Annotated in this window: 13 protein-coding genes; 6 read left to right on the forward strand and 7 right to left on the reverse strand. The window is 71.1% G+C overall.

Annotation, left to right across the window (positions count from 1 at the left end; all coding sequences use genetic code 11):
• Window positions 1-205 precede the first annotated feature (205 nt).
• On the reverse strand, window positions 206-1,012 hold the full coding sequence (locus ACLQ23_RS15730) for an MBL fold metallo-hydrolase (RefSeq protein ID WP_425880758.1): 807 nt from the start codon (window positions 1,010-1,012) through the stop codon (window positions 206-208).
• Between the two features lie 138 nt (window positions 1,013-1,150).
• Here ACLQ23_RS15730 and ACLQ23_RS15735 point away from each other — a divergent pair, with 138 nt between their 5' ends.
• Complete coding sequence (locus ACLQ23_RS15735; protein ID WP_053660478.1) at window positions 1,151-2,368, forward strand: NADP-dependent isocitrate dehydrogenase; 1,218 nt, start codon at window positions 1,151-1,153, stop codon at window positions 2,366-2,368.
• A gap of 326 nt (window positions 2,369-2,694) precedes the next feature.
• On the opposite strand, the gene galT is transcribed toward ACLQ23_RS15735, so the two are convergent.
• From galT to ACLQ23_RS15755, 4 genes are all read right to left on the reverse strand, one after another.
• Window positions 2,695-3,771 (reverse strand): galactose-1-phosphate uridylyltransferase, encoded by a 1,077-nt coding sequence (galT, locus tag ACLQ23_RS15740; protein ID WP_425880759.1) that lies wholly within the window; start codon window positions 3,769-3,771, stop codon window positions 2,695-2,697.
• Window positions 3,768-4,592, reverse strand: coding sequence for a DeoR/GlpR family DNA-binding transcription regulator (locus ACLQ23_RS15745; RefSeq protein WP_355590748.1), 825 nt, complete (start codon window positions 4,590-4,592; stop codon window positions 3,768-3,770). The genes galT and ACLQ23_RS15745 overlap by 4 nt, the downstream gene beginning before the upstream one ends.
• Window positions 4,593-4,704: 112 nt before the next feature.
• Entirely contained in the window at window positions 4,705-6,234 is a 1,530-nt protein-coding gene (gene cysC, locus ACLQ23_RS15750; RefSeq protein ID WP_425880760.1) for an adenylyl-sulfate kinase, read from the reverse strand.
• Window positions 6,235-6,322: 88 nt separating this feature from the next.
• The gene (locus ACLQ23_RS15755; RefSeq protein ID WP_355590753.1) at window positions 6,323-7,837 is read right to left on the reverse strand and encodes a glycosyltransferase family 2 protein; all 1,515 of its coding nucleotides are present in this window, start codon (window positions 7,835-7,837) and stop codon (window positions 6,323-6,325) included.
• 239 nt (window positions 7,838-8,076) lie between these two features.
• On the opposite strand from ACLQ23_RS15755, the gene ACLQ23_RS15760 reads away from it, so the two are divergent.
• From ACLQ23_RS15760 to ACLQ23_RS15780, 5 genes are all read left to right on the forward strand, one after another.
• The gene (locus tag ACLQ23_RS15760; RefSeq protein ID WP_053660471.1) at window positions 8,077-8,991 is read left to right on the forward strand and encodes an ABC transporter ATP-binding protein; all 915 of its coding nucleotides are present in this window, start codon (window positions 8,077-8,079) and stop codon (window positions 8,989-8,991) included.
• Window positions 8,984-9,889, forward strand: coding sequence for an ABC transporter permease (locus tag ACLQ23_RS15765; RefSeq protein WP_355590756.1), 906 nt, complete (start codon window positions 8,984-8,986; stop codon window positions 9,887-9,889). Before ACLQ23_RS15760 ends, ACLQ23_RS15765 begins: the two co-directional genes overlap by 8 nt.
• On the forward strand, window positions 9,889-10,800 hold the full coding sequence (locus ACLQ23_RS15770) for an ABC transporter ATP-binding protein (RefSeq protein ID WP_425880761.1): 912 nt from the start codon (window positions 9,889-9,891) through the stop codon (window positions 10,798-10,800). Before ACLQ23_RS15765 ends, ACLQ23_RS15770 begins: the two co-directional genes overlap by 1 nt.
• Before the next feature lie 67 nt (window positions 10,801-10,867).
• Complete coding sequence (locus ACLQ23_RS15775) at window positions 10,868-11,578, forward strand: ABC transporter permease subunit (RefSeq protein ID WP_053660464.1); 711 nt, start codon at window positions 10,868-10,870, stop codon at window positions 11,576-11,578.
• A 93-nt stretch (window positions 11,579-11,671) separates the two neighbouring features.
• The gene (locus tag ACLQ23_RS15780) at window positions 11,672-12,316 is read left to right on the forward strand and encodes a hypothetical protein (RefSeq protein WP_355590762.1); all 645 of its coding nucleotides are present in this window, start codon (window positions 11,672-11,674) and stop codon (window positions 12,314-12,316) included.
• 60 nt (window positions 12,317-12,376) lie between these two features.
• On the opposite strand, the gene valS is transcribed toward ACLQ23_RS15780, so the two are convergent.
• Window positions 12,377-14,941 (reverse strand): valine--tRNA ligase, encoded by a 2,565-nt coding sequence (gene valS, locus ACLQ23_RS15785; RefSeq protein ID WP_355590765.1) that lies wholly within the window; start codon window positions 14,939-14,941, stop codon window positions 12,377-12,379.
• Window positions 14,942-14,997: 56 nt separating this feature from the next.
• The gene (locus tag ACLQ23_RS15790; RefSeq protein WP_425734896.1) at window positions 14,998-16,887 is read right to left on the reverse strand and encodes an ABC transporter ATP-binding protein; all 1,890 of its coding nucleotides are present in this window, start codon (window positions 16,885-16,887) and stop codon (window positions 14,998-15,000) included.
• Between the last annotated feature and the right edge of the window lies 1 nt (window position 16,888).

The following is a 16,888-nucleotide window of genomic DNA, read 5'->3' on the forward strand; positions in this document are numbered from 1 at the left end:
GGGGCGCGTCCCCCCCTTGTTCCCCACCCCCCCCCCGGTGTGCGGGGGGGGCGGGCCGCCGCGCCCGCGCCCCTTCAGCGTCCGCGTCCCTTCCGCCTCGCCCCACCCGCCCCGGCGCGGCCCGATCCTGGTTGTAGTGGTCTCCTGGGCTCTCCAGGCCCATGTATCCAGGAACAAGCGCGATCTTGGCCCGCTCGACTGATGATCATGGTTGGTGGAAGGGTGTGAAGGGGTCGCCCAGATGCGGCGTGGCGAGTACGACGGGCGAGAGGCTGCCGAGCAGGCCGGTGCGGGAGCGCCGGGCCGCCTCCGGGTCCACCTCGTGGGCGTACGCCAGGTCGGGGTCGACCAGTTGCACGGCGTGCACCAGCAGGTCACCGGTGAACAGCATCCGCTCGTCGGCCGCCTCCAGCAGCACCGACTGGTGGCCGGGGGTGTGCCCGGGAGTTGGCAGCAGTCGTACCCCCGGGGTGAGGGTGGTCTCGCCGTCGACCACCCGGAGCTGGCCGGCGGCGCGCAAGGGCGCGACAAGGCTTGCCCGCAGCCCGGGGTTGATCATCTCCAGGGCGGCCAGCTCGGCCCGCTGCACGAGGTAGTTCGCATTGGGGAAGTACGGCCGCCCCGGCGTGCCGGTCACCGCCCAACCGACGTGGTCGGTGTGCAGGTGGGTAAGCACGACGGCCCGCACGTCGTCCGGGTCGATCCCGGCCGAGGCCAGCTCCGCCGGCAGCCGGCCCGGCACCGGCGCCCAGCTCGCGGCGGGGGAGTCCACCGGCCCGATACCGGCGTCGACAAGGGTTACCGGCCCGTCGCCGGCACGGAGGGCGAAGCTGCGGAACGGCAGCAACCACCGCCCGTCGACGGTGACACTTGTCGGGTCGCGCCGGTCGGCCTCCCGCCAGTGCGCCGCGGTGGCCGCCGGGAACGCCTTCGCGCGGGACTGGAAGAACGGCCCCTCCCCGTCGGTGAGTGGGGTGACCGTGATAGACCCGAGGGTGCGGCTCAGAGGCATCGGGTGATGGTGCCAGGGAAATCCTGTGCCGTGCAGCCCGGTATCCGCCGGCCGGTCGAGGCCGGGTGGGGGCTGCCGGCCCATTTGCAGTACGCTCGTACTGCTTGAGCACGTGTCCCCCGAGAGGAGCGCCGGCCGATGGCGAAGATCAAGGTAAACAACCCGGTCGTGGAGCTCGACGGCGACGAGATGACCCGGATTATCTGGAAGCAGATCCGGGAGCAGCTGATCCTGCCCTACCTCGACGTCGACCTGCACTACTACGACCTGTCGATCCAGCACCGCGACGAGACCGACGACCAGGTCACCGTTGACGCCGCCAACGCCATCAAGGAGCACGGCGTCGGCGTCAAGTGCGCGACCATCACCCCGGACGAGGCCCGGGTGGAGGAGTTCGGCCTGAAGAAGATGTGGCGGTCGCCCAACGGCACCATCCGCAACATCCTCGGCGGCGTCGTCTTCCGCGAGCCGATCATCATGTCCAACGTGCCGCGGCTGGTCCCCGGCTGGACCAAGCCGATCATCATCGGCCGGCACGCCCACGGTGACCAGTACAAGGCCACCGACTTCGTCGTCCCCGGCCCGGGCACGGTGACCATCACCTACACCCCGGCCGACGGCGGCGCCCCCATGGAGATGGAGGTCGCCAACTTCCCCGGCGGCGGCATCGCCATGGGCATGTACAACTACGACGAGTCGATCCGGGACTTCGCCCGCGCCTCGTTCCGGTACGGCCTGGACCGTAACTACCCGGTCTACCTGTCCACCAAGAACACCATCCTCAAGGCGTACGACGGCCGGTTCAAGGACATCTTCGCCGAGGTGTTCGAGAACGAGTTCAAGGCCGAGTTCGACGCCGCCGGCATCACCTACGAGCACCGGCTGATCGACGACATGGTCGCCGCCGCGCTCAAGTGGGAGGGCGGCTACGTCTGGGCCTGCAAGAACTACGACGGTGACGTGCAGTCCGACACCGTCGCGCAGGGCTTCGGCTCGCTGGGTCTGATGACCTCGGTCCTGCTCTCCCCGGACGGCCGTACCGTCGAGGCCGAGGCCGCGCACGGCACTGTCACCCGGCACTACCGGCAGTACCAGAAGGGCGAGAAGACCTCGACCAACCCGATCGCGTCGATCTACGCCTGGACCCGGGGCCTCGCCCACCGGGGCAAGCTGGACGGCACGCCGGCGGTGACCGAGTTCGCCAACACTCTGGAGCAGGTCATCGTCGACACCGTCGAAGGCGGCCAGATGACCAAGGACCTCGCGCTGCTCATCTCGCGCGACGCGCCGTGGCTGACCACCGACGAGTTCATGAACGCGCTCGACGAGAACCTGGCCCGCAAGATCGCTGGCTGATCCAGCAGTACCGACAGCGGAGCCCGCCGGCACCAGCCGGCGGGCTCCGGCTTGTCTGGCAGGTGACACGCCTCCGGCGTCACCGCCCCCGGCGCGCCTCGTTGACCAGGGTGGACGAGATGCCAGTCGCGTCCACGGAAGGTTGACCGCGGTCGACCCGCTGCGTGCGTGCCGATCAGGCAGCCTTCCCGGCTGTGGCGTGCACAGCCAGCCGTCCCTTCCCTGCGGGGGGCCCTGTCCCGGGCCCCCCGCGCCCTGTTTCTCAGGCGTTAGGCGTTAGGAAGGGACCCTTCCTATGCACGAGGCGTTAACAGGGGGCCCTTCCTTCAGGCGGCGCGGAGCAGGTCGGCGGCCCGCTCGGGGGCGATGTCGTTGATGAAGACGCCCATCCCCGACTCGGAACCGGCCAGGTACTTCAGCTTGTCGGCGGCCCGCCGGATGCTGAACAGCTGCAGGTGCAGGTGCCCCAGCTCGCGGTCGATCCGGACGGGCGCCTGGTGCCACGCGGCGATGTAGGGCATCGGCATGTCGAACAGCCCGTCGAAGCGGCGCAGCAGGTCCAGGTAAAGCGGGCCGAAGGCCTCCCGCTCGTCGTCGTCAAGCGCCGGGATGTCCGGCACCACCCGGCGCGGCGCGACGTGCACCTCGAACGGCCATCGGGCCGCCGCCGGCACGAACGCCGTCCAGTGGTCGTTCTCGACAACCACGCGGTCACCTGTGGCGCGCTCGGCGGCCAGCACGTCGGCGTACAGGTTGCCCCCGTTGGTCCGCTCGGCGTGCCGGCGAGCCGCGGCCAGCAGCGCCCGGGTGCGCGGCGTCACGAAGGGGTACGCGTAGATCTGCCCGTGCGGGTGGTGCAGTGTGACACCGATCTCGATGCCCCGGTTCTCGAAGCAGAACACCTGCTCCACGCCGGGCAACTCACCGAGCACCTCGGTGCGGTCGGCGAGCGCGTCCAGGACGGTGCGGACCCGGCGCGGGGGGAGGCTGGCGAAGGACGCGTTGTGATCCGACGTGAAGCAGACCACCTCGCACCTGCCCAACCCGGGCCGGACCGGCGTGAACGGGGTGATCTCGCCGGGCTCGTCGGCGACCCGGCCGCTCAGCGACGGGAACCGGTTCTCGAAGACCACCACGTCGTAGTCGGAGGCAGGGATCTCGGTCAGCCGGTCGCCCACCGACGGGTCCAGCGGGCACTCGTCGGCGGGCGGGAGGAAGGTGCGGGTCTGCCGGTGCACGGCGACTGCCACCCACTCGTCGGTAAGCGGGTCGTAGCGCAGCTGCGAGGCGGGCGGCGGTGGTGGCAGGTCCCGGCGGTCGGGCTGGTCGCGGACGGCGTCGTCGTTCTCGTCGAAATAGATCAGCTCCCGGCCGTCGGCCAGGTCGATCGCGGTGCGCTTCACTGCGCCGCCCCCTCACTCGTCGGCGTGCGCGTCGCGCGGCCCGCCCCCGTTGCCTTCACCATTACCAATTCGCCCACCTGTTCGCCGAGTGCCCGCCGTGCGGGCGGGGGCAACCGGTCGTCGCTCACCAGCACGTGCGCCGCTGCCAGTTCGACGATCGAGGAGATGCCCACGGTGCCCCACTTGGTGTGGTCGGCGAGCACCACGAGCCGGTCCGCCGCGGCCACCAGCGCCCTGTCGGTCTCCGCCTCCATGAGGTTCGGGGTGGTGAAGCCGGCCCGTTCGGTGATGCCGTGCACCCCGAGGAACAGCAGGTCCAGGTGCAGCGTCCGGATGGCGTCGACAGCGAGCGGCCCGACGAGGGCGTCCGAGGGCGTACGCACACCGCCGGTGAGCACCACCGTCTGATCGGATCGACCGGCGGCGTGCAGCACCTCGGCCACCGGCAGCGAATTGGTCACCACGGTCAGGCCGGGAACGTCCACCAGCCTGCGGGCCAGCTCGGCTGTCGTGGTGCCGGCGGACAGCGCGATCGCCGCACCCGGGCGGACCATCTTCGCCGCCCGGTCCGCGATCGCGGCCTTCTCCGCCAGTTGACGCACCGACTTGGCGCGGAAGCCCGGCTCGTCGGTCGAGCTGGGGCCGGTCGCGGTGGCGCCCCCGTGCACCTTTGCCAGTAGGCCGCGCTCGTCGAGCGCCTCCAGGTCACGCCGGATGGTCATGTCGGAGACGCCGAACTCGGTGGCCAGGTCACTCACCCGTACACCGCCGGCCGAGCGGACCCGCTCCAGGATGGCCGCCTGCCGCTGTTGAGCGAACATCTCGCGTTTCCTCCCCGGCGCCACGCACTCTCACGCGCTCGAACGTGTTCCAACAAAGACGAACACTAGCGCGTACGCCGAAGCGGTGGAAGGAAAGGGGGTGGCCGACGACTCAGGCGGACGGGATCTTGAGCTCCACCCAGCCGGTCTCGGTGAGGTGTTGCAGCACAGCCTCCACCGCGTCCGCCACGCTCAGGTCGGTGGTGTCGAGCACCAGATCGGCGTCGGTCGGCACCTCGTACGGGTCGTCGATGCCAGTCATCCCGGTGAGCAGGCCGGCCCGGGCGCGCGCGTACAGGCCCTTGCGGTCCCGCTGCTCACACACCTCCAGCGGCGTGGCGACGTGCACAAGCGTGAAGCCCGCCCCGGCGGCAAGCGCCATCTCCCGGGCGGTCGCCCGCGCAGCCGCGTACGGGGCGATCGGGCAGCAGATGCCCACCCCGCGGTGCCGGGCGATCTCGGCCGCCACCCAGCCGATCCGCCGTACGTTGAGATCCCGGTCGGCCTTGCTGAAGCCGAGCCCGGCGGACAGCTCCCGGCGCACCACGTCACCGTCGAGCAGTGTCACGGTGCGGTCGCCGCTCTCCCGCAGCGCGTCCGCCAGCCCTCGGGCGATAGTGGACTTGCCGGAGCCGGACAGCCCGGTCAGGAAGACCACAAGGCCCCGGTGCCGGCGCGGCGGCCGGGCACGGGCCAGCTCTTTCGCCACCGCCGGAGGGGTGTGCCACTCCGGCAGCGGGAAACCCCTGTCGAGCAGATCGTCGATCTCGCCCTGGGTCAGCGCCAGGCGGCGGTTACGCGGCGGGATGTCGTCCCGCCAGCGCCACTGCCCGTCCCGGTTGTCGTACGCCAACTCGCGGGGCACCAGCACCCGAAGCCCGGCGCCGGAGAGCATCTCCCCGGTGGAGAGCAGGTGGGTCACCCCGTACGCGGCGGAGACCCGGGCGCGCAGCAGGGCGTCGCTGATCTCCTCCCGCCGGTGCGACAGGGGCACCGCCACAAGGGTCGCCGGTGGCATCCGGTCCCGGGCGGCGAAGATCGTACGCACCAGCGCCTCCGGCGCGAGCCCACCGACACCGCCCTCACCGACCGGGATCATCACCAGCAGGTGCGCGGCCAGCGTACGTGCGGCGTGCGCGATCTGGGCCAGCTGCGGCCGGTGCAGTGGCCGATCGGCGATGACACCCAGCACCCGGCCCGGGGGCAGCAGCGCACGGACCTCCTCCGGGCTGCGGCGCAGCCGCTGGAACGGGCCGTGACCGCCGTCGCCGAGCCGTTGCACCTGACCGCCGACTCCGGCCACGCCCTCGCGGACCGACCACACGTCCACCACGTCCAGGGCGGCCGCCGGGGCGCCCTCGCCGTCGGTGAGCACAAGCGCCCGGCGGGCCGGGTCGCGCGGATCGAAGCTCTGCGCGAGCGCGCTCGGCACCTGGAGGGTCACCGGCACCTGCCACGGGGTGTCGTCGGCAAGGCGCCCACGACGGCTCACCGACACCAGGTCGGCGCGGGTCATGAAGCCGGTCAGGGGGGCGTACGCGCCGGTCAGCAGCAGCTCCAGATCCGCGAGCTCACCGGGACGCGGCGTGTACGCCGGCGCGTCCCGGAGCACCTCGTCGGGAAGCACCCAGCCGTTGCTCATCAACACCCCCACTCGGTGATCGGCACACAGTTTCGCAGCCCACCGCCGATCGGTCGAGGCCGCCACTCCACGACGCCGGGCGGGTCGGTCAGCGGCGGACCCTACGACCCACCGCAGACCGTAGCCGGTTCCAGACTTTCCGCTCGTCGCGGATGCGCGGACGGGCGCCGTCGGCACGACAGACGAAGATCAGCGGCAGCCGCGAGTCCTCCGTCCACCCGGCATTGGTGATCCGTGCCTTGATGAGCCAGCTGCCCCGGGTCCGGCCGCCGTTGAGGGACCGGAAGTCGATCGTGGTGGTGGCCCGGTGCACCAGGTGGATGGTCTCCCCGGCGGCCTGGTCACCGACCCGCTCGGTCTCGAAGGTCACCGGGAGGAAGATCTCGTCGCCGGTCTCCCGGCGGCGGGCGACCAGATCCAGCCGCGCCTTGCGGACCTGCTGGGTGGCGTCGAGGACCTCGGGGTCGATCTCGTCGACCGGGATCACCAGCACGTCCCGCTCGTCGTCGCTGCGGAAGCCGATCGGCTGGCCTCCGGAGCGCAGTTCGGCGGCGACGGTGACGGCGACGGCGTGCTCCTTGGGCCGGAGGTCGTCGATCCGGCTGTGCCCGGCGACGCCCGCCTCCCAGCGGGCCAGTCGGCGCAGGTCAGCGACCCGTCCCTGCCCGGCCAGGTAGGCCACGGCCCGTTGCAGGGGCGGCAGGCCGGCGGCCACACCGGGCGCGAACCGGTCCTGGATGATCTTCTGGACCTCCAGTGCGACCTGCTCCACCCAGTCCTCCGGGGCCTCCAACAGCCGCTTGCCACGTAGCCGGTTGGTCATCTCGTTGCGCAGCCACCGCCGGTGCAGCCGGTCACGCAGCGGACCCGGCTCGGTGTTGGCGTCCACGATGTCAAGCGCGTCCCGCACGCTCGCGAAGTAGCTCGACGGCTCCATCAGCGCCGCCGTGACGTTGCGGCTGTCGCCCCGCTGGGCGTGGTGGTAGCAGGTGTAGTCGGACAGCACGCAGGTGCGGCGCGACCTGAAGTAGGCCCGTACGACAAGCGAGTGGTCCTCGAGCCGCCGCTTGCCGCCCTCCGGGAACCGCAGCCCGTGCTCGAGCAGGAACGAACGACGGAACAGCTTGTGGCAGGTGAGGCTGTCGATGAGCGGGGCGTTGGACAGTGTGGCGTCGAAGCGGTTCTTGCGGAACAACTCCCGCGGCACACCACGTCCGTGCCCGGCCATCTTGCCGATCACCAGGTCCGCGTCGTACGTCTTCGCGCAGTCGTAGAGCCGCTCCAGCGCCTGGTCGGCGAACCAGTCGTCGTCGTCGGCGAAGAAGACGTACTCGCCGCGGGCGTGCTCGATGCCCACGTTGCGGGGACGCGACGGCCAACCCGAGTTCTCGATGTGCAGCACCCGGATGTGCTCGTGTGTGGCGGCCAGCCGATCCAACCGTTCGGCGGTGTCGTCGGTCGATCCGTCGTCGACGAAGACCGCCTCGAACTCGCCGGCGGGCAGCGACTGCCGCAGCAGCGACGACACCAGCTTCTCGATGTGCTGTCCGCTGTTGTAGGCAGGTACGACGACACTGACCTTGGGGGCGCCAGCCTCGACCATCACGATCCTCCCGCGTCGGCGGCCGAATGTCCGTCGGGACACCGTCCGGTGAACGGAATGTGAATCGTGCCATCCGGGATCGGCGATTTTCTCGGCGGGGTATCACGGCGTGCCCGGAGCGGCGCAAACGTCCCGTGTTCTCGCGACGGGACCTTAGGGGTCGGACTGTCGCGAGGATCAGGGGAGCACCGGGGGCGCGCCGGTGCCCCTCGGGGGCATCGACTCCATACGCTGACGTCGTGACACTGATCGCGACCCAGTCGCTCACCAAGACGTACGGAGGTCGGGTCACCGCACTCGCCGACCTCACCGTTGCCGTCGAGCCCGGGATCATCGGTCTGGTGGGCGCGAACGGCGCAGGCAAGTCCACCTTGATCAAGATCCTGCTCGGCCTGATCCCACCGACCAGCGGTCAGGTCTCGGTGCTCGGCATCGACCCGACAGCCGATCCGGCGGCGGTCCGTGCCCGCGTCGGTTACATGCCTGAGCACGACTGTCTCCCGCCGGACCTGTCCGCCGCCGAACTGGTGACGCACCTCGGCCGGATGAGTGGCCTACCCCGCACCACGGCCCGCGAACGCGCCTCCGAGGCGCTGCGCCACGTCGGGCTCTACGAGGAGCGCTACCGTCCGGTGGGCGGCTACTCCACAGGCATGAAGCAGCGGGTCAAGCTGGCCCAGGCGCTTGTGCACGACCCGGACCTGTTGCTGCTCGACGAGCCGACGAACGGGCTGGATCCCGCCGGCCGGGACGCCATGCTGGCGCTTGTGCACCGGATCGGCACCGAGTTCGGCATCTCCGTGCTGGTGTGCTCGCACCTGCTGGGCGAGGTCGAGCGGATCTGCGACACGCTTGTCGCCATCGACGGCGGCCGGCTGCTGCGGGCCGATCGCATCTCGGCGATGACCTCGGCCACCGACGTGCTCGCCGTCGAGGTCAGCGAGGGCACCGAGGAGTTGGCCGCCCGGCTGGCCGCACTCGACCTGCCGGTGGCGCGGGACGGGCGGCTGCTGCTCGTTCCGCTCGCCGACGACAGCACCTATGACCTGATCCTCGGTGCGGTCGCCGAGCTGGACCTGCCACTGCACCGACTGGACCAGCGCCGGCACCGGGTGGCCGAACTCTTCGCCACGAGGGAGCTCTCCCATGCCTGAGTCGTCCTCCGCCGCCGTGCGGTCCACGCCCACAGGTGTCATCCACGACATCGGCTACCAGCGCTACACGGGGCCCCGGCTGGGCCGTCGGCACGTCTTCGGCGCGCTCTACGTGCACGGCCTGCGCACCACGTTCGGCTTCGGACGCAGCGTCAAGGCCAAGATCTTCCCGTGGCTCGTGGTCGGGATCGTCACACTGGTCGCCGTGGCCCTCGCGGCGGTACGCAGCCAGATCGGCGAGCCGGTCGCCACGTACGCCCAGTTCGCCGACTCGATGAGCTGGCTTGTCATCTTCTTCGTGGCGGTGGCCGCGCCGGAGCTGGTCTCGCGGGACCTGCGCAGCGGGGTGCTGCCGCTGTACTTCTCCCGGCCGCTGCCGCGCAACGACTACGCGCTCGCCAAGCTGCTGGCACTCGTCACGGCGCTGTGGCTGCTGCTGGGCGGGCCGCAGCTGGTGATGTTCCTCGGTGCGGCGTTCACCACCAAGGACGGCATGAGCGGGGTCTGGAACGAACTGCTCGATTTGCTTCCCGGGCTGCTCTACGCCGGGCTGTGGGCGGTGGTCTTCGCCTCGATCGGGCTCCTTGTCGCATCGCTGACCGGCAAGCGCGCGTTCGCCGCCGGAGGCGTGGTGGCGGTCTTCCTGATGACCACACCGATCGTGGGCACGCTGAGCATCCTGCCGTCGACGACTGCAAACGAACTGGCCGGCCTGGCCTCGCCCTCCACCCTCGTGCAGGGCGTCGGCATCTGGTCGCTCGGCGACCTGCTTGTCGAGAACGGCCAGGGCGGCGCGATGATCGGCGACTTCGGTCCGGTCTACGCCCTGGCCGCGGTGCTGCTGGTCGCCGGTGCGACCGCCCTCCTGCTGGCCCGCTACCGGAAGGTCGCATCCTGATGAGCACGCTGAGCCTGACCGGGGTGTCCCGGTGGTACGGCAACGTGGTCGCCGTCAACGACATCAGCATGGATCTCGGGCCGGGCGTCACCGGTCTGCTCGGCCCGAACGGCGCCGGCAAGACCACGCTGCTGCACATGATGGCCGGTTTCCTCTCCCCGTCGCGCGGCACTGTGACCCTCGACGACCAGCCGACCTGGCGTAACCCCGACGTGTACCGCCGGCTGGGCCTGGTAAGCGAGCGGGAGGCGGTGCAGAGCTTCCTCAGCGCGTACGAGTTCGTGCTGGCGAGCGCGAAGCTGCACCGGCTGCCCGACCCTGCGGCGGCGGCCCGCCGGGCCATCGACCTCGTGGAGTTGGAGTCGGCGCAGGACCGGCGGATCGGCACGTACTCCAAGGGCATGCGGCAGCGGGCCCGGGTGGCCGCCGCCATGGTGCACGACCCGCAGGTGCTGCTGCTCGACGAGCCGTTCAACGGCATGGACCCGCGCCAGCGGCTGCACATGATGGAGTTGCTGCACAAGCTGGGCGATGCCGGGCGGACCATCCTGTTCAGCTCGCACATCCTGGAGGAGGTCGAGCAGATCGCCGGCACGGTGCAGGTGATGGTGGCCGGTCGGCTTGCCGCCTCCGGTGACTTCCGCACCATCCGCCGGCTGATGACCAACCGTCCGCACGTGTTCGCGGTTCGCTCCACCGACGACCGGGCGTTGGCAGTGGCGCTCATCGCCGAGGAGTCGGTGAACGGTGTCGAACTGGACCGCACCGGGCTGACGGTGCGGGCCGGCGACTACGGGGCCTTCACCCGGGCGCTGCCCCGGATCGCGCTGACCCGGGGCATTCGGGTGCGCCAACTGGTGCCGTCGGATGAATCCCTGGAAAGCGTCTTCTCCTACCTCGTGGAGGCCTGACCGGTGAGTGCGAGGAGTGAACGAGCGCAGCGAGTGAGCCCCGCAGTCACGAACGAAAGAAGCTGAGATGTCGACAATTACCTGGATCACCGCGCGCGGGCTGTTCGGCCGGCGTCGGTTCCTGCTGCTGCTCCCGCTGCCACTTGTGCTGCTCGGTCTGGCAGTGCTCTGCCGCTCGCTTGGCGTCGACCCGGGCCAGTGGGGTCCGCCGGTGCTTGTCGGCCTCGGTCTGGCGGTCGTGCTGCCGGTCGTCGCGCTGATCATCGGCACCGGCGTGCTGGGTGCCGAGATCGACGACGGCACAGTGGTGCACATCCTGACCAAGCCGCTGCCGCGCTGGCAGATCGTTCTGCCGAAGCTCGCGGTGTCCGCCGGGGTCACAGCGGCCACAGTCGCGGTGCCGCTGTACGTCGCGGGCGTGCTCGCCGATTCGGTACGCCTCGGCCTGGCGCTGGCGGCCGCGGCGGCGCTCGGCGCGCTCGCGTACTCGGCGTTCTTCCTCGCGCTCAGCCTGGTCACCCGGCGGCCGGTGCTGCTCGGCCTGGTCTACGTGCTGATCTGGGAGGGGCTGCTGGGCAACTTCGTCAGCGGCACGAAGGTGCTCTCGATCCAGCAGTACGTGATCGCCCTGGCCGACCGGCTCGCACCCACCGGGCTGCTGGAGACCAGCGTGTCGGTGCCTGTGGCATCGGTGATGACCGCGTTGGTGAGCGTCGGCTTCACAGTGCTGGCCATCGACCGTCTGCGGTCGTTCAGCGTGGCCGGCGAGACGAGCTGAGGTCAGTGCGAGGCGGTGCTCCGGCCAGCCACCCCACGGCGGTAGGGCTGGCCGGATGGACCGGCCGGGTCACGCCGGGCGAGGCTGGTGGGCGTGATCGTCGAAGCGGAGCGGACGTCGTTGACTGAGCCGTACTCCCGGAGCAGCCGGCCCTGGCTGACCAGCCTGGCAGCCGCCGGGCTGGCCTGCGCCATCGTCACCACGGCGGCCCAGGGCATCGGCAAATTTCACTGGTGGGCGGTGTTCATCCTGATCCCGGCCGCGTTGATGGCAGCCAGCGGTGGGCCGCTGCTGGCCCGGGGCGGTGGTCGGGCCTTCGGCGGTTACATGCTCGCCTGCGTCGGTGGCCTCGTCTTCGCGGTGGGCGCGCTGCTGATGTTCGGGGTGATGGGGCTGGGCTGGCCCCTGCTGGTGGTGCTGCCCTGCCTGGCGGTCGCCGGCACCTACGGGTGGCGGGCGGCCGACCCGCTGGCCCGTGGCCTGCACCGGGCGGTGGCCCTGCTCGCGCTCACCGCCGTGCTGCTCGGTGTGACTCTGCAACTGATCCGGGTGGACCTGATCCGGCTGGAGACCGGCTGGTGGGGGGCGTTCCTGATGCTGGCCGGGGCCATCGTGCTGGGCAACGCGGGGGAGTTGACCAGGCACCGGATGCCGTACCGCCTCCAGGCGATCACCCTGCTGGTGGGGCCGGCGGTGATCGCGTTCCTGCTCGGGTTGCGCTTCCTGCGCGGCTGGTGAGCTGTTAGGAAGGGCCCCCTTTTATGCATCAGGCGTTAATAGGGGGCCCTTCCTTGCAGGTCAGAAGGCGCTGGCGATGACGAGTTCCGGAGTGCGGTCGGGCAGCAGGTCGAGCTTGCCGATCCGACCGGCCGCGCGCAGGTCGTCTGCGACAAGCGTGAGCTGCTCCAGCAGGTCGGCCGGGCCGAGCGCCTCGGCCAGCGGCACCTCCGCCTTCATCGACAGCTTCCGCTCCGACTTGGCCCGTCGCACCTGGCTCAACGCGTCACCGGCCAGCCGCAGCAGCGCCGGATCACCCGAACCTTCGATCGTCGACGCCACCTCGTACGTGGTGGGCCACGGCGCGCGGTGCACCGACCCGTACCGCCACCACGACCAGACCTCCTCGGTGACGTACGGCAGCACCGGGGCGAACAGGCGCAGTTGCACCGACAGCGCCGATGCCAGAGCCGCCCGTGCCGATTCGGCAGCCGCTCCCGTGCCGTACGCGCGCTCCTTCACCAACTCGATGTAGTCGTCGCAGAACCGCCAGAAGAACGCCTCGGTCGCCTGCAACGCGGCAGTGTGGTCGTACGCGTCGAAGGCGGCGCCCGCGGCGGTGACCACGGTGGCCAGTTCGGCGAGCATCGCCCGGTCCAGCGGGGCGGTCGCCGGGGTGCGCAACGCGTCCGCGGCACCGAGCCCGAGGGCGAACTTCGACGCGTTGAGCAGCTTGGTGGCCAGCCGTCGGCCGACCTTGATCTGCGCCGGGTCGAAGGCCAGGTCCATCCCGGGTTTGCCGCTGGCAGCCCAGTAGCGCACCGCGTCCGAGCCGTGCTGCTCCAGCAGCGCCAGCGGGGTGACCACGTTCCCCTTGGACTTGGCCATCTTCTTGCGGTCCGGGTCGAGGATCCAACCCGAGAGCACGGTGTCCCGCCACGGCAGCACCCCGTGCTCGAAGTGCGAGCGGACCACGCTGGAGAAGAGCCAGGTCCGGATGATCTCCTGCCCCTGCGGGCGGAGGTCCATCGGGAAGACCTGCGCGAACAGCTCCGGGTCGGTCTCCCAACCGCCGACGATCTGCGGGGTCAGCGACGATGTGGCCCAGGTGTCCAGCACGTCCGGGTCACCGACGAAACCGCCGGGCTGGCCGCGCTGTGACTCGTCGTAGCCGGGGGCCGGATCACTGGACGGGTCGACCGGCAGCGCCGACTCGTCCGGCGTGAGAGGGTGGGACCAGTCCGGCTCGCCAGCGTTGTCGAGCCGGTACCACACAGGCACCGGCACACCGAAGAAGCGTTGGCGGCTGACCAGCCAGTCCCCGGTGAGACCGCTCACCCAGTGGTCGTAGCGGTGCTTCATGTGCGCCGGCACCCAGCGCAGCTCCTCGCCCCGGGCCAGCAACGTCGCCCGCAGCTCAGCATCCCGGCCGCCGTTGCGCAGGTACCACTGCCGGGTCGACACGATCTCCAGCGGCCGGTCGCCGCGTTCGTAGAACTTCACCGGGTGCGTGATCGGGCGGGGCTCGCCGATGAGGTCACCCGCGTCGGCGAGCATCCCGACGATCTCCCGGCGGGCGCCGTTGACGGTCTGCCCGGCCAGCGCCGCGTACGGCTGCGCCGGCACACCGGCCGGCGGCTCGGGAAGCAGACGACCGTCCCGGCCGATCACCACACGGGTGTCCAACCGCAGCTCGCGCCACCACGTCACGTCGCTCAGGTCGCCGAACGTGCAGACCATGGCGACGCCGGTGCCCTTCGCGGGGTCGGCGAGCGGGTGGGCGTGCACCGGCACCTCGACGTCGAACAGCGGGCTTCGCACCGTACCGCCGACCAGTTCGGCGTACCGCTCGTCGTCGGGGTGGCAGACCAGCGCCACGCAGGCCGGCAGCAACTCGGGTCGGGTGGTGTCGATGAGCACCTCACGCCCGGCCGGGCCGGTGAACCGCAGCCGGTGGTAGGCGCCGGGGCGCTCCCGGTCCTCCAGCTCCGCCTGCGCGACGGCGGTGGCGAAGCCGACGTCCCACAGCGTCGGCGCCTCCGCCTGGTACGCCTCACCGCGCAGCAGGTTGCGCACGAACGCCCGCTGGCTCGTCGCGCGGGCCACGCGGCCGATCGTCGTGTACGTCAGCGACCAGTCCACCGAGAGGCCGAGCCGCCGCCACAGGGCCTCGAAGACCTGCTCGTCGGCGACTGTCAGCCGCTCGCACAACTCGATGAAGTTGCGCCGGGAGATGGGGGTGGGGTCGCGGCGTGCCGCGTCGTCGACAGGCGTCGCCGGTGGCCGCCACACCGGGTCGTACGGCAGCGCCGGATCGCAGCGCACCCCGTACACGTTCTGCACGCGACGCTCGGTGGGCAGCCCGTTGTCGTCCCAGCCCATCGGGTAGAAGACGGCCTTGCCGCGCATCCGCTGGTACCGCGCGACGGTGTCGGTGTGCGTGTACGAGAAGACGTGACCCATGTGCAGCTCGCCCGATACGGTGGGCGGCGGGGTGTCGATGGCGTACACGTCGGCGCGCTTCTTCGAGCGGTCGAACGCGTACGTGCCCTCCTCTTGCCAGCGGCGCGCCCAGCTCTCCTCGAGCCCGTCCAGACTCGGACGCTCGGGAACGCCGGCGCGGGTGGTCCTCGCCGTATCGGTCATCCTGCGATCGTAGGCACCGCGAGGGTGCCGGGCCACGTAGTTGCGCAGCACCGGGCTCAGACCAGCGAGTCGCGCCACTGCCGGTGCAGGGCCGCGTACCGGCCGCCGGCCGCGGCCAGCACGGCGGGTGGGCCGTCCTCGACGAGGCGTCCGCCGTCGAGGACGAGCACCCGGTCGGCAGTCTCCACTGTGGAGAGCCGATGTGCGATCACCAGGGCGGTCCGGTCCCGCAGGATGGTGCCGAGTGCCCGCTGCACGAGCCGTTCGGTCGGCACGTCAAGCGAGGACGTCGCCTCGTCCAGGATCAGCACTGTCGGGTCGGCCAGGAACGCCCGGGCGAACGCGACGAGCTGCCGCTGCCCGGCGGAGAGCCGACCGCCGCGCCTGTGCACCTGCGTGGCGTACCCGTCGGGAAGCGCGGCGATGAAGTCGTGCGCGCCGATGGCCTGCGCGGCGGCCTGGACCTCGGCGTCGTCGGCGTCCGGGCGGCCGAACCGGATGTTCTCGGCCACGGTGCCGCTGAACAGGTGGTTTTCCTGGGTGACAAGCACCACCGCGCGGCGCAGGTCGGCGTCGACCACCTCGCGCAGGTCGACACCGTCGAGGCGTACCGTGCCGGTGTCCGGGTCGTGGAACCGGGCGACCAGCTTGGCGATTGTCGACTTGCCCGCGCCGGTGGGCCCGATCAGCGCGACGGTCTGCCCGGCCGGCACTGTCAGATCCAACCCGTCGAGGATCGGGGTGCCTGCCAGGTAGCCGAACGAGACCGCCCGGAAGGTCAGCTCCCCCCGACCGCTGCCGGTCGGCAGCGGAACCGGCCGGATGGGCTCGGCGACGGCGGGCCGTTCGTCGAGCACCCCGGCCAGCTTCTCCAACGCGGCGGTGGCCGACTGGAGCGAGTTGTAGAACTGGCTCAGCTCCTGCATCGGCTCGAAGAAGCGGCGCAGGTACAGCAGGAACGCGGCGAGCACCCCGACCTCGGTGTGCCCGCCGAGCACCCGCCAGCCGCCGTAGCAGAGCACCACGGCGATCGTCACGTTGCCGATCAGCTTGATCGCCGGGGAGTACGTGGCGATCAGGCGGAACGCGTGCAGGCTGGAACGTCGGTAGTCGTCGCCGAGCGCCACGAAGATCCGCTGGTTGCGCGGCTCCCGGCGGAACGTCTGCACCGCACGGATGCCCCGCATGGACTCGACGAAGTGCACGATGACGAGCGCGACCGCCTCCCGGGTACGCCGGTACGCGCCGGCCGACGCCCGCGCGAACCAGCGGGACAGCACGAACAGGAACGGGAACGCGAACAGCGTCACCGCCGCCAGCGGCAGGTCCATCCAGAGCAGGATGGCGGCCACCGACAGGATCGACAGCGCGGCCAGCACCAGGCTGTCGATGCCGCCGTCGACGAGTTCGGCGATCGAGTCCAGATCGCTGGTCAGCCGGGAGACCATCCGGCCGGAGGTGTAGCGCTCGTGGAAGCCCACGGACAGCCGCAGGAAGTGCCCGAACACCCGCTGCCGCAGGTCAAGCAGGACGGCCTGGCCGATCCGGGCGGAGAGGGTCAGGAACCCACGCCGGGCCGCGTACTCGGTCACCGCGGCGACGGCGAACGCGGCGGCGACGGCGGCGAGCGGCCCGGCGTCCCCGGCCCGCAGCGGCGCGATGCCCCGGTCGATGCCGACCATCACCAGGTACGGCCCGGCCATCGCGGCGGCGTTCTGGGCCAGCAGCAGGCCGATCGCGGCGGCCAGCCGCCGCCGGTGCGGGCGGAGCAGGTCGGCCAGAAGTGCCCGACTGTGTCGGCGCAGCCGGGCCACCGCCTCGGGGGTGCTCTCCTCGGCCTGGCTGCGGTCGGCCTCCGGGTCGGTGGCCGTGCCGCGCCAGCGCGTCAGCTCCGGCTCCTGCTCCTGCTCTTGTTCCTCCGGCGGTGGGCCTGCCTGCTGCGGCACA

This window comes from Micromonospora sp. DT41 (assembly GCF_049841715.1).
Taxonomy (GTDB): domain Bacteria; phylum Actinomycetota; class Actinomycetes; order Mycobacteriales; family Micromonosporaceae; genus Micromonospora; species Micromonospora profundi.